The sequence below is a fragment of the Pseudomonas sp. LH1G9 genome, assembly GCF_002949975.1.
GTDB lineage: Bacteria > Pseudomonadota > Gammaproteobacteria > Pseudomonadales > Pseudomonadaceae > Aquipseudomonas > Aquipseudomonas veronii.
In genome coordinates this window covers 1,227,278-1,240,612 of the sequence record NZ_CP026880.1, presented here as the reverse complement: position 1 = coordinate 1,240,612, position 13,335 = coordinate 1,227,278, and the positions used below count along the sequence as shown (strand labels likewise).

Sequence of the window (13,335 nt, the reverse complement as noted above, 5' to 3'; positions counted from 1 at the left end):
GTTGAAACCCTATGCGTGATCCAGCCCCTTCTGACACACAAAAGAAGCGCGTCATCGTCGGCATGTCCGGCGGCGTGGATTCTTCCGTTTCCGCCGTTCTGCTCATGGAGCAGGGTTATGAGGTGGAAGGCCTGTTCATGAAGAACTGGGAAGAAGACGATGGAACGGAATATTGCACCGCCATGGACGACCTGGCGGATGCCCAGGCCGTGTGCGACAAGATCGGCATCAAGCTGCACACCGCCAACTTCGCCGCCGAGTACTGGGACAACGTGTTCGAGCACTTCCTGGCCGAATACAAGGCCGGCCGCACGCCGAACCCGGACATCCTGTGCAACCGCGAGATCAAGTTCAAGGCGTTCCTCGACTACGCCATGATGCTCGGCGCCGACCTGATTGCCACCGGCCACTACGTGCGCCGTCGTGACATCGACGGGCGCACCGAACTGCTCAAGGGCCTGGACCCCAACAAGGACCAGAGCTACTTCCTGCACGCCGTTGGCGGCGAACAGATCGCCAAGACCCTGTTCCCGGTCGGCGAACTGGAAAAGCCCGAAGTGCGCCGGATCGCCGAGCAGCACGACCTGGCCACCGCCAAGAAGAAGGATTCCACCGGGATCTGCTTTATCGGCGAGCGCCGCTTCAGCGACTTCCTCAAGCAATACCTGCCAGCGCAACCGGGGGAGATCAAAACCACCGAAGGCGAGGTCATCGGCCGCCATCACGGCCTGATGTACCACACCATCGGCCAGCGCCAGGGCCTGGGCATCGGCGGTTTGAAAGACGCCGGCGACGAGCCATGGTACGTGCTGGTCAAGGACCTGGAGCACAACGAACTGATCGTGGGCCAGGGCAATGACCACCCATGGTTGTTCTCCCGCGCACTGCTCGCTTCGGATATCTACTGGGTCAACCCGGTGGACCTGAGCGCGCCGCGCCGCCTGACCGCCAAGGTGCGCTATCGCCAGAGCGACCAGCCCTGCACCCTGGAAAAAACCGCCGACGGTTACCGCGCCACCTTCGATGACCCGCAGCGCGCGGTCACGCCTGGCCAGTCCGTGGTGTTCTACGATGGCGAGGTGTGCCTGGGGGGCGGCGTGATTGAAGTCGCCGAACCCTGGAGCAACCCGGCATGAGCCCGATCCAGGAGCAACTGACGGCACTCGGCGGGGTCTTCCTCGCCGCAGTGCTGGTGGACAAGATCGCCAAGACCGGCCAGGTTACCGAGGCCGGCCTGACCTGCATGCTCGGCAGTCTGCTGGTTCGCGACCCCAAGGACACCCTGGAAGTCTATGGCGGTGACGACCTGGCGCTGCGTGAAGGCTACCGCGCACTGGTCGGCGCACTGGAACGCGACCCGAGCACCTTGCAGCGCGAACCGCTGCGCTACGCCCTGTCGATGCTCGGCCTTGAGCGCCAACTGGCCAAGCGTGACGACCTGCTGGAGACCATCGGCAAGCGCCTGCCGCAGATCCAGTCCCAGGTTGAACACTTCGGCCCGGCCCACGAAAACGTCATCGCCGCCTGCGGCGCGCTGTACCAGGACACCTTGAGCACATTGCGCCAGCGCATCCAGGTGCATGGCGACATGCGCAACCTGCAACAACCGAACAACGCCTCGAAGATCCGCGCCCTGCTTCTGGCCGGTATCCGCTCGGCGCGGTTGTGGCGCCAGTTGGGCGGTCATCGTTGGCAGTTGGTCATCAGCCGTCGCAAATTGCTCAAAGAGCTTTACCCGTTGATGCGCAACGAATAAGTCGCAGCCACGGGCTATTTTCAAGCCGTTACGCGTAATACGCCGGTCAGTTGGCAACGGACCGGCGGATTTTTTCATGTATGATACGCGCCCCATTTCGTTGCCCGACTGTCCGAGAACACCCCATGCAGCTCTCTTCGCTCACTGCGGTTTCCCCTGTTGACGGCCGCTACGCCGGCAAGACCCAGGCCCTGCGCCCGATTTTCAGTGAATACGGCCTGATCCGTGCCCGCGTACTGGTTGAAGTGCGCTGGCTCCAGCGCCTGGCCGCTCACCCTGCCATCAGTGAAGTGCCGGCGTTCTCCGCCGAAGCCAACGCGGTATTGAACACCCTGGCGGAAAACTTCTCTCTGGAGCACGCCGAGCGTGTCAAAGAGATCGAGCGCACCACCAACCACGACGTCAAAGCCATCGAATACCTGCTCAAAGAGCAAGCGGCCAAGCTGCCGGAACTGGCCAACGTCAGCGAATTCATCCACTTCGCCTGCACCAGCGAGGACATCAACAACCTGTCCCACGCCCTGATGCTGCGCGAAGGCCGTGATGAGGTGATGCTGCCGCTGATGCGCCAGACCGCCGAAGCCATCCGCGAACTGGCGATCCGCTTCGCCGCTGTGCCGATGCTGTCGCGCACCCACGGTCAACCGGCCTCGCCGACCACCCTGGGCAAAGAACTGGCCAACGTGGTGTATCGCCTGGAGCGCCAGATCGCTCAAGTGGCGGCCGTCCCGCTGCTGGGCAAGATCAACGGCGCCGTGGGCAACTACAACGCCCACCTGTCGGCCTACCCGGAGATCGACTGGGAAGCCAACGCCCGCGCCTTCATCGAAGACGAACTGGGCCTGGGCTTCAACCCGTACACCACGCAGATCGAACCGCACGACTACATCGCCGAGCTGTTCGACGCGATTGCGCGCTTCAACACCATCCTGATCGACTTCGACCGTGACGTCTGGGGCTACATCTCCCTGGGCTACTTCAAGCAGCGCACCATTGCCGGCGAAATCGGTTCGTCGACCATGCCGCACAAGGTCAACCCGATCGACTTCGAAAACTCCGAAGGCAACCTCGGCATCGCCAACGCCCTGTTCCAGCACCTGGCCAGCAAGTTGCCGATCTCCCGCTGGCAGCGCGACCTGACCGACTCCACCGTACTGCGCAACCTCGGCGTGGGCTTTGCCCACAGCGTGATCGCCTACGAAGCCAGCCTCAAAGGCATCAGCAAGCTGGAACTCAACGAGCAGAAAATCGCCGCTGACCTGGATGCATGCTGGGAAGTTCTGGCCGAACCGATCCAGACCGTGATGCGCCGCTACAACATCGAAAACCCGTATGAGAAGCTCAAAGAGTTGACGCGCGGCAAAGGCATCAGCCCTGAAGCACTGCAAACTTTCATCGACGGCCTGGACATGCCCGCCGCTGCCAAGGCCGAGCTGAAACTGCTCACCCCGGCCAACTACATCGGCAACGCCGTGGCCCAAGCCAAACGCATCTGATCATCGCAAGCCCCTTTGAGACGCCCGGCCGCGCCGGGCGTTTTTATTCCAGTCTGAAAAGTGCTTTTTTTCAATAGGTTACACATGAATCCTGATATCCCTCTTCAACTTCTGGGCGGCATCACGGCACGGGAATTCCTGCGCGACTACTGGCAGAAAAAACCGCTGCTGATCCGTCAGGCCATTCCTGATTTCGAAAGCCCGATCGACGCCGATGAACTGGCCGGCCTGGCCCTGGAAGAAGAAGTCGAGTCGCGCCTGGTGATCGAACACGGCGAGCGTCCGTGGGAACTGCGCCGCGGCCCGTTCGCCGAAGACACCTTCAGCACCCTGCCCGAGCGCGAGTGGACCCTGCTGGTGCAGGCGGTCGACCAGTTCGTGCCGGAAGTCGCCGAACTGCTCGAACAGTTCCGCTTCCTGCCCAGTTGGCGTATCGACGACGTGATGATCAGCTTCGCCGCGCCCGGTGGCAGCGTAGGTCCGCACTTCGATAACTACGACGTGTTCCTGCTGCAAGCCCATGGCAAGCGCAACTGGAAGATCGGCCAGATGTGCAGCTCTGACAGCCCGATGCTGCAACACGCCGACCTGCGCATCCTCGCCGAATTCGAAGAGATCGCCGAATGGGTGCTGGAACCAGGCGACATGCTCTACCTGCCGCCACGCCTGGCCCACTATGGCATCGCCGAAGATGACTGCATGACCTACTCGGTCGGCTTCCGCGCGCCAAGCGCCGCCGAAGTGCTGACCCACTTCACCGACTTCCTCAGCCAGTACCTGACCGACGAAGAGCGTTACACCGACGCCGACATCCAGCCGACCAGCGACCCACACCAAATCCAGAGCGATGCCCTCGACCGCCTCAAGAGCCTGCTGGCCGAGCACATGAGCGACGAGCGCATGCTGCTGACCTGGTTCGGCCAGTTCATGACCGAGCCGCGCTACCCGGAACTGGTCGCCGGCCCGGAAGAGCTGCTGGAAGAAGACGTGGTCGGCAGCCTGGAAGATGGCGGCGTATTGATCCGCAACCCAAGCGCGCGCATGGCTTGGTCCGAAGTCGACGACGACCTGCTGCTGTTCGCCAGCGGTCAGAGCCGTTACCTGCCGGGCAAGCTGCGCGAACTACTGAAAATGATCTGCGCAGCCGACGCTCTGCACATCGACAACCTGAGCGAATGGCTGGCGGACGACGATGCCCGCGACCTGCTGTGCGAGCTGGTCAAGCAGGGAAGCCTGGGGTTTGCCGATGAATAAGATTCACGTCAATGTCGCGAACTGGCATAAGGATATCGCCGAGATTCGGCGCATTCGTGAAGCGGTATTTATCGCCGAACAATCGGTCCCACCCGAACTGGAATGGGACGCAGACGACGCGGACGCCGTGCATTTCCTCGCGTTCGAGGGCGACTTTCCGATTGGTACCGCGCGCCTGCTGCCCAGCGGCGAGATCGGCCGCGTGTCGGTCCTCAAGGATTGGCGCGGGCTTAAAGTCGGCGACAAGCTGATGGAAGCCGTGATTGGCGAAGCCGAGAAGCGCGGCCAGAACAAACAGTTCCTCAGTGCGCAGGTCTATGCCGCGCCGTTCTATGAGCGACTGGGCTTCAAGATCGTCAGCGAGGAATTCCTTGAAGTCGGGATTCCGCACGTCGATATGGTGCGCGAGGGCTGATCCGGGACCGCGTCGCTGCTATCGGGGGCAAGCCCCCTCCCACATTTTGACCGAGGGCGTCCCTTGGAATGCCGTCAAGTGTGGGGGGGGGCTTGCCCCTCCCACATTTTGACCGAGAGCGTCCCTTGAAATGCCGTCAAGTGTGGGAGGGGGCTTGCCCCTCCCACATTTTGACCGAGAGCGTCCCTTGGAATGCCGTCAAGTGTGGGAGGGGCTTGCCCCCGATAGCATTACCAGCAGCACCCCAAAACACCCTGCCATCCACCGATGCCAGGGTGTTTTGCCGTCTACGATTCAACTTGCGACCCGCCAGGCCGACAAACTGGCACTATCAAGCCTTATGACTCGCAGAGATAACGGACATGTCCCTACGCACCCTGCTCACCGCCCTCCTCCTGACCGCCAGCTTCACAGCGGCGGCCGACACCGAAGTCGTCAATTTGAGCCACCGTACCAGCGCCGACCTGCTGCCCGTGGCGCAGAACTTCCTCGGTAAGGACGGCACCGTCAGCGCCTACGGCAATCAACTGATCGTCAATGCCGACCCCGTCAGGATCCAGGACCTGCGCACCCTGCTCTCGCAACTGGACATACCGGCCAAGCGCCTGCTGATCACCGTCGACACCAACGAAAACAACCAGCAAAGCAGCGGCGACAGCCAGACCCGCATCATCAGCTACGGCACCGCCAGCCGCGACGGCGGCATCCAGCAGATCCAGGCCAGTGAAGGCGTGCCCGCACTGATCCAGGTAGGCCAGAGCGTGCCACTGACCACCACCCAGCCCGATGCCTACGGCCGCCCGCAGAACCAGACCCAATACCGCAACGTCACCCAGGGTTTCTACGTGACCGCCAGCGTGACCGGCGACACCGTACACCTGGCGATCAGTACCAACCGTGACCGCATGAGCCAGGAGCGTCCCGATGTAGTGAACGTGCAAAGCACCGACACAACCGTCAGCGGCCGCCTGGGCGAGTGGATTCCGCTGGCCGGCATCAATCGCGAAACCCAGGCCGACAAATCCTCTACGACCCGCACTTACGCTACCCAGGGCCGCGACGACCTGACTTTACGGGTTAAAGTCGACACCTTGAACTGAAGCACCGATAACTGACTGATGAGTCGTATAAGACTAAAGATGTAGTGCCTGAAAAAAAGCACTACAAAACATTTGACGATCCAAAAAAGCATGGGCATGATGGCCTCGCTCCCGCTAATCAGAGGCCCTGGCAAGGGCCTTCGGATCGTCGCTCTAAGCTACCCAACTGAGCCGATTCGTGTCTGTACCGCCCACAAGGTGTGTTTGACGAGGTTGCGACTGGAACGAAGTTGTCCCGAGGGACGGAAGCTAACCAGGTAACCCGGCTACACACTGATGAATCGCCCCAAGGCCCACGACGCCCGAAGACCGTTCGCAGTTTGCCCCTACCTGCCCCACTCCCCCCTCGTCATTCGTTCATCCCGTCGCTTCCCCGCCAGACTTGACTTGAACACCTGTGCTTCTGGTCAGCGAGCAGCCAAGCCCACGCACTGTATACGTGGCTGGCAAACGGAATTTTCCACCCAGACCTATGCGACGAGGTTTATCTCCATGGCACTGACACGCGAACAGCAAATTGCAGCCCTTGAAAAAGACTGGGCTGAAAACCCACGCTGGAAAGGCGTGACCCGCGCTTATTCCGCTGCTGACGTCGTCCGCCTGCGTGGCTCGGTTCAACCTGAGCACACTTTTGCAAAACTCGGCGCCGAGAAGCTGTGGAACCTGGTCACCCAGGGCGCCAAGCCATCCTTCCGTCCCGACAAAGATTTCGTCAACTGCATGGGCGCCCTGACCGGTGGCCAGGCAGTCCAACAGGTAAAAGCCGGTATCCAGGCGATCTACCTGTCCGGCTGGCAAGTGGCAGCGGACAACAACTCCGCTGAATCCATGTACCCCGACCAATCGCTGTACCCGGTGGACTCCGTACCGACCGTGGTCAAGCGCATCAACAACTCGTTCCGTCGCGCCGACCAGATCCAGTGGAAAGCCGGTAAAGGCCCAGGCGACGAAGGCTACATCGACTACTTCGCGCCGATCGTGGCTGACGCCGAAGCCGGTTTCGGCGGCGTGCTGAACGCCTACGAGCTGATGAAGAGCATGATCGAAGCAGGCGCCGCCGGCGTTCACTTCGAAGACCAACTGGCCTCGGTGAAGAAATGCGGCCACATGGGCGGCAAGGTACTGGTACCGACCCAGGAAGCTGTACAGAAGCTGACCGCTGCCCGTCTGGCGGCTGACGTTGCCGGCACACCGACCATCATCCTGGCCCGTACCGACGCCAACGCTGCCGACTTGCTGACTTCGGACTGCGACCCGTATGACCAACCGTTCGTCACTGGCGAACGTACCCAGGAAGGCTTCTACAAAGTGCGCGCCGGTCTCGACCAGGCCATCGCTCGCGGCCTGGCCTATGCGCCTTACGCCGACCTGATCTGGTGCGAAACCGCCAAGCCGGACCTGGCAGAAGCCCGTCGCTTCGCCGAAGCGATCAAAAAGGAATACCCGGACCAACTGCTGTCCTACAACTGCTCACCTTCCTTCAACTGGAAGAAAAACCTGGACGACGCGACCATCGCCAAGTTCCAGCGCGAACTGTCCGCCATGGGCTACAAGCACCAGTTCATCACCCTGGCCGGCATTCACAACATGTGGCACAGCATGTTCAACCTGGCGCACGACTACGCCCGCAACGACATGACCGCCTACGTGAAACTGCAGGAGCAGGAATTCGCTGACGCCGCCAAGGGTTACACCTTCGTGGCTCACCAGCAGGAAGTGGGCACCGGCTACTTCGACGACATGACCACCGTGATCCAGGGCGGCACCTCGTCCGTGACCGCGCTGACCGGTTCGACCGAAGAAGAACAGTTCCACTGAGTGACTGAGCAAACGGCCATTGCGGCCCCGGTAAACAGCTAACCGCAATGCCGCACGACCTGACGCCCCGACTGGTTCGGGGCGTTTTTTTGCCCGAAGAAAATCCCCACCTGACACCACAAAGCTCAAAAATGTGGGAGGGGGCTTGCCCCCGATTACGGTGTGCCAGTCAATACCTCTGCTGCTGATCCACCGCCATCGGGGGCAAGCCCCCTCCCACATCAAGGAATGGGCCAACCAGAAGAATTTGTGTGAAACATTGATCCAAAGCGGTATTTGGTTCAGATAAATCAGTTAAAAGATGCGCTCCGGCAACTAGCGGTAATCAAGCAAGTAACGACAACTTCCTGCACCACACCGCAACCACCCGCTTAACGCCCACCCAAATAACATTCATTATCATTTGGACCATGAAAGCGTCGTTACAGGTTAAACAAAACATATTTGATAAAAAGCCCGCTAATGCCCGTAACTCAAGGGCTGCAGCCCTACGGAGGCGTACTATGTGCTTATTCCACCGAATAATTTCGCTATATGAATTTTACTTGCCCGGTGTTTAGCCATAAAATCACCGCGATTGATTGCGCTGCGACATATCGTCACTGCATTGTTACTTTTTCGAGCTCAGAGACCTTTGCTCTCTGCTAAGGATTACCAGCATGACCGAAGCGACAGGACTCATGGCCCACAACTGGGGCTTTGCCATTTTCCTCCTCGGTGTTGTCGGCCTCTGTGCCTTCATGCTCGGCGTCTCCAGCCTACTCGGGTCAAAAGCCTGGGGCCGCAGCAAAAACGAACCGTTCGAGTCCGGCATGCTGCCCACAGGTGGCGCCCGCTTGCGGCTCTCAGCCAAATTCTATCTGGTCGCGATGCTCTTCGTGATCTTCGATATCGAAGCCCTCTTTCTCTTTGCCTGGTCTGTGTCTGTCCGCGAAAGCGGCTGGACCGGATTCGTCGAAGCCCTCGTTTTCATAGCAATTCTGTTGGCAGGCCTTGTCTACCTATTTCGAGTGGGCGCCCTTGATTGGGCTCCGGAAGCTCGTCGCAAGCGGCAAGCGAAGCTGAAACAATGAGGCTTTGGCGATGCAATACAATCTCACCAGGATCGACCCGGATGCTCCTAACGAGCAGTACCCCATCGGCGAACGGGAAACCGTTTCCGATCCGTTAGAAGACCAAGTCCACAAAAACATCTACATGGGCAAGCTGGAAGACGTGCTGAGCGGCGCGGTCAACTGGGGGCGTAAAAACTCCCTGTGGCCGTACAACTTCGGTCTGTCCTGCTGCTACGTGGAAATGACCACCGCCTTCACGGCGCCCCATGACATCGCGCGCTTCGGCGCCGAAGTGATCCGGGCCTCGCCGCGTCAGGCGGATTTCATGGTTATCGCCGGTACCTGCTTTATCAAGATGGCGCCGATCATTCAGCGTCTCTACGAGCAAATGCTCGAGCCGAAGTGGGTTATCTCCATGGGTTCGTGCGCCAACTCCGGTGGCATGTACGACATCTACTCCGTTGTTCAGGGGGTGGACAAGTTCCTGCCCGTGGACGTCTACGTGCCTGGCTGCCCGCCCCGCCCCGAAGCATTTCTGCAAGGCTTGATGCTGTTGCAGGAATCGATTGGCAAGGAGCGTCGCCCACTTTCCTGGGTTGTCGGAGATCAAGGCGTTTACCGCGCCGAGATGCCGTCACAAAAGGAACAGCGCCGCGAACAGCGTATTCAGGTCACCAACCTGCGCAGCCCCGACGAAGTCTGATCCAGAGCCGCTTCTTTTATAGAACGAAAACCTGGCTTCATTCTTTACGTTGACCGAAAGCGATAAAAAACCATGACTACAGGCAGTGCTCTGTACATCCCGCCTTATAAGGCAGACGACCAGGATGTGGTCGTCGAACTCAATAACCGTTTTGGCCCTGACGCCTTCACCGCCCAGGCCACACGTACCGGCATGCCGGTGCTGTGGGTGGCGCGCGCCAAGCTCGTCGAAGTCCTGACCTTCCTGCGCAACCTGCCCAAGCCGTACGTCATGCTCTATGACCTGCATGGCGTGGACGAGCGTCTGCGCACCAAGCGCCAGGGGCTGCCGAGCGGCGTCGACTTCACCGTGTTCTATCACCTGCTGTCGATCGAACGTAACAGCGACGTGATGATCAAGGTCGCCCTCTCCGAAAGCGACCTGAGCGTGCCGACCGTCACCGGCATCTGGCCCAACGCCAGCTGGTACGAGCGTGAAGTCTGGGACATGTTCGGTATCGACTTCCCGGGCCACCCGCACCTGTCGCGCATCATGATGCCGCCGACCTGGGAAGGTCACCCGCTGCGCAAGGACTACCCTGCCCGCGCCACCGAATTCGACCCGTTCAGCCTGACCCTGGCCAAACAGCAACTGGAAGAAGAAGCCGCACGCTTCCGTCCGGAAGACTGGGGCATGAAGCGTTCCGGCACCAACGAGGACTACATGTTCCTCAACCTGGGCCCGAACCACCCTTCGGCGCACGGTGCCTTCCGTATCATCCTGCAGCTGGACGGCGAAGAAATCGTCGACTGCGTGCCGGACATCGGCTACCACCACCGTGGTGCCGAGAAGATGGCCGAGCGCCAGTCCTGGCACAGCTTCATCCCGTACACCGACCGTATCGACTACCTCGGCGGCGTGATGAACAACCTGCCTTACGTGCTCTCGGTCGAGAAGCTGGCCGGCATCAAGGTGCCCGACCGCGTCGACACCATCCGCGTCATGATGGCCGAGTTCTTCCGGATCACCAGCCACCTGCTGTTCCTGGGGACCTACATCCAGGACGTCGGCGCCATGACTCCGGTGTTCTTCACCTTCACCGACCGTCAGCGCGCCTACAAAGTCATCGAAGCCATCACCGGTTTCCGCCTGCACCCGGCCTGGTACCGCATCGGCGGTGTGGCCCACGACCTGCCGCGCGGCTGGGAAAAGCTGGTCAAGGAATTCGTCGACTGGCTGCCCAAGCGTCTCGACGAATACACCAAGGCCGCCCTGGACAACAGCATCCTCAAGGGTCGGACCATCGGCGTCGCCGCCTACAACACCAAAGAGGCCCTGGAATGGGGCGTCACCGGTGCCGGCCTGCGTTCCACCGGTTGCGATTTCGACCTGCGCAAGGCCCGTCCGTACTCCGGCTACGAGAACTTCGAATTCGAAGTACCGCTGGCTGCGAACGGCGATGCCTATGACCGCTGCATGGTCCGCGTCGAAGAGATGCGCCAGAGCATCAAGATCATCGACCAGTGCCTGCGCAACATGCCGGCCGGCCCGTACAAGGCGGATCACCCGCTGACCACGCCGCCGCCGAAAGAGCGCACGCTGCAGCACATCGAAACCCTGATCACGCACTTCCTGCAAGTTTCGTGGGGCCCGGTGATGCCGGCCAACGAATCCTTCCAGATGATCGAAGCGACCAAGGGTATCAACAGTTATTACCTGACGAGCGATGGCGGCACCATGAGCTACCGCACCCGGATTCGTACTCCAAGCTTCCCGCACTTGCAGCAGATCCCTTCGGTGATCAAAGGCGAGATGGTCGCGGACTTGATTGCGTACCTGGGTAGTATCGATTTCGTTATGGCCGACGTGGACCGCTAAGCATGAATAACACGCTTATCCAGACAGACCGTTTCACCTTGAGTGAAACCGAGCGCTCGGCCATCGAGCACGAGCTCCATCACTACGAAGACCCGCGCGCGGCGTCGATCGAAGCCTTGAAGATCGTCCAGAAGGAACGTGGCTGGGTGCCGGACGGCGCCCTCTACGCCATCGGCGAGATCCTCGGCATCCCCGCCAGCGACGTTGAAGGCGTGGCCACGTTCTACAGCCAGATCTTCCGCCAGCCCGTGGGCCGCCACATCATTCGCGTATGCGACAGCATGGTCTGCTACATCGGTGGTCACGAGTCGGTGGTCAGCGAGATCCAGAACAAGCTTGGCATCGGCCTCGGCCAGACCACCCCGGACGGCCGCTTCACGCTGCTGCCGGTGTGCTGCCTGGGCAACTGCGACAAGGCGCCGGCGTTGATGATCGACGACGACACATTCGGTGACGTGCAGCCTGCTGGCGTGACCCAATTGCTCGAGGGCTACCCATGACCCTGACTTCCTTCGGCCCGGCCAACCGCATCAAGCGGTCGCCCGAGACTCACCCGCTGACCTGGCGCCTGCGTGACGATGCCGAGCCGGTATGGCTCGAGGAGTATCAGGCCAAGAACGGTTACGCCGCTGCGCGCAAAGCCTTCGCCGACATGGCCCAGGACGATATCGTCCAGACCGTGAAGGACGCCGGCCTCAAGGGCCGCGGCGGCGCAGGCTTCCCCACTGGCGTGAAGTGGGGCCTGATGCCCAAAGACGAATCCATCAACATCCGCTACCTGCTGTGCAACGCGGATGAAATGGAGCCGAACACCTGGAAAGACCGCATGCTGATGGAGCAACTGCCCCATCTGTTGATCGAAGGCATGCTGATCAGCGCCCGCGCGCTGAAAACCTACCGCGGCTACATCTTCCTGCGTGGCGAATACACCACCGCCGCCAAGCACCTCAACCGTGCCGTGCAAGAAGCCAAGGCTGCGGGCCTGCTGGGCAAGAACATCCTCGGTTCGGGTTTCGACTTCGAACTGTTCGTACACACCGGCGCCGGGCGTTATATCTGCGGTGAAGAAACCGCACTGATCAACTCCCTCGAAGGCCGCCGCGCCAACCCGCGCTCCAAGCCGCCCTTCCCTGCCGCCGTTGGCGTGTGGGGCAAGCCGACTTGCGTGAACAACGTCGAAACCCTGTGCAACGTGCCGGCGATCATTGCCGACGGTGTGGACTGGTACAAATCGTTGGCCCGCGAAGGCAGTGAAGACATGGGCACCAAGCTCATGGGCTTCTCCGGCAAGGTCAAGAACCCTGGCTTGTGGGAACTGCCGTTCGGCGTGACCGCGCGCGAACTGTTCGAGGACTACGCCGGCGGCATGCGCGACGGCTACACCCTCAAGGCCTGGCAGCCAGGCGGCGCCGGTACCGGCTTCCTGCTCCCCGAGCACCTCGACGCACAGATGTATGCCGGCGGCATCGGCAAGGTGGGCACCCGGATGGGTACTGGCCTGGCGATGGCGGTGGACAACACCGTGAACATGGTCTCGCTGCTGCGCAACATGGAACAGTTCTTCGCCCGCGAATCCTGCGGTTTCTGCACTCCGTGCCGCGACGGTCTGCCGTGGAGCGTCAAGCTGCTGATGGCGCTGGAAAAAGGCGAAGGCCGCGAGGGTGACATCGAAACCCTGCTGGGGCTGGTCGGTTTCCTCGGCCCAGGCAAGACCTTCTGTGCTCACGCACCGGGCGCCGTGGAGCCATTGGGCAGCGCAATCAAATATTTCCGCTCGGAGTTCGAAGCCGGCATCGCGCCTACCAGCGCCGCCGTCCCGCCTCTGGCGAGGCCGATCGTAGTCGGCGCGTAACGCTTAAACAGGCGAAGGGTCCGTGCCCT

General features: G+C 60.9%; 12 protein-coding genes. All 12 read left to right on the top strand.

Translation table 11 applies throughout. The features are described 5' to 3' along the window. Window positions 1-11 precede the first annotated feature (11 nt). The 12 genes from mnmA to nuoF all read left to right on the top strand — a co-directional run bounded on the left by mnmA (window position 12) and on the right by nuoF (window position 13,306). Complete coding sequence (gene mnmA / locus C5F70_RS05850) at window positions 12-1,136, top strand: tRNA 2-thiouridine(34) synthase MnmA (protein WP_079444191.1); 1,125 nt, start codon at window positions 12-14, stop codon at window positions 1,134-1,136. Continuing rightward, complete coding sequence (gene hflD, locus C5F70_RS05845; RefSeq protein WP_017848052.1) at window positions 1,133-1,756, top strand: high frequency lysogenization protein HflD; 624 nt, start codon at window positions 1,133-1,135, stop codon at window positions 1,754-1,756. The genes mnmA and hflD overlap by 4 nt, the downstream gene beginning before the upstream one ends. A 125-nt stretch (window positions 1,757-1,881) precedes the next feature. Then, the gene (gene purB, locus C5F70_RS05840) at window positions 1,882-3,252 is read left to right on the top strand and encodes an adenylosuccinate lyase (protein ID WP_046382910.1); all 1,371 of its coding nucleotides are present in this window, start codon (window positions 1,882-1,884) and stop codon (window positions 3,250-3,252) included. A gap of 84 nt (window positions 3,253-3,336) precedes the next feature. Further along, entirely contained in the window at window positions 3,337-4,506 is a 1,170-nt protein-coding gene (locus C5F70_RS05835) for a cupin domain-containing protein (RefSeq protein ID WP_104902880.1), read from the top strand. After that, window positions 4,499-4,921 (top strand): GNAT family N-acetyltransferase, encoded by a 423-nt coding sequence (locus C5F70_RS05830; RefSeq protein WP_017848055.1) that lies wholly within the window; start codon window positions 4,499-4,501, stop codon window positions 4,919-4,921. Before C5F70_RS05835 ends, C5F70_RS05830 begins: the two co-directional genes overlap by 8 nt. Before the next feature lie 362 nt (window positions 4,922-5,283). Next, window positions 5,284-6,021 carry a secretin N-terminal domain-containing protein gene (locus tag C5F70_RS05825; RefSeq protein ID WP_017848056.1) on the top strand — a complete coding sequence of 246 codons (738 nt, stop codon included), beginning with the start codon at window positions 5,284-5,286 and terminating at the stop codon, window positions 6,019-6,021. Between the two features lie 492 nt (window positions 6,022-6,513). Next, window positions 6,514-7,839 carry an isocitrate lyase gene (gene aceA, locus C5F70_RS05820; protein WP_024076175.1) on the top strand — a complete coding sequence of 442 codons (1,326 nt, stop codon included), beginning with the start codon at window positions 6,514-6,516 and terminating at the stop codon, window positions 7,837-7,839. A 659-nt stretch (window positions 7,840-8,498) separates the two neighbouring features. After that, window positions 8,499-8,912: an NADH-quinone oxidoreductase subunit A gene (locus C5F70_RS05815; RefSeq protein ID WP_003219575.1), complete on the top strand. Its 414-nt coding sequence runs from the start codon at window positions 8,499-8,501 to the stop codon at window positions 8,910-8,912. 10 nt (window positions 8,913-8,922) lie between these two features. Beyond that, the gene (locus C5F70_RS05810; RefSeq protein WP_003219572.1) at window positions 8,923-9,597 is read left to right on the top strand and encodes an NADH-quinone oxidoreductase subunit B family protein; all 675 of its coding nucleotides are present in this window, start codon (window positions 8,923-8,925) and stop codon (window positions 9,595-9,597) included. Window positions 9,598-9,669: 72 nt separating this feature from the next. Beyond that, window positions 9,670-11,454 (top strand): NADH-quinone oxidoreductase subunit C/D, encoded by a 1,785-nt coding sequence (gene nuoC, locus C5F70_RS05805; RefSeq protein ID WP_017848058.1) that lies wholly within the window; start codon window positions 9,670-9,672, stop codon window positions 11,452-11,454. A gap of 2 nt (window positions 11,455-11,456) precedes the next feature. After that, the gene (gene nuoE, locus C5F70_RS05800) at window positions 11,457-11,954 is read left to right on the top strand and encodes an NADH-quinone oxidoreductase subunit NuoE (protein WP_017848059.1); all 498 of its coding nucleotides are present in this window, start codon (window positions 11,457-11,459) and stop codon (window positions 11,952-11,954) included. Beyond that, window positions 11,951-13,306 (top strand): NADH-quinone oxidoreductase subunit NuoF, encoded by a 1,356-nt coding sequence (nuoF, locus tag C5F70_RS05795; RefSeq protein ID WP_017848060.1) that lies wholly within the window; start codon window positions 11,951-11,953, stop codon window positions 13,304-13,306. The genes nuoE and nuoF overlap by 4 nt, the downstream gene beginning before the upstream one ends. The last annotated feature ends 29 nt before the right edge of the window (window positions 13,307-13,335 follow it).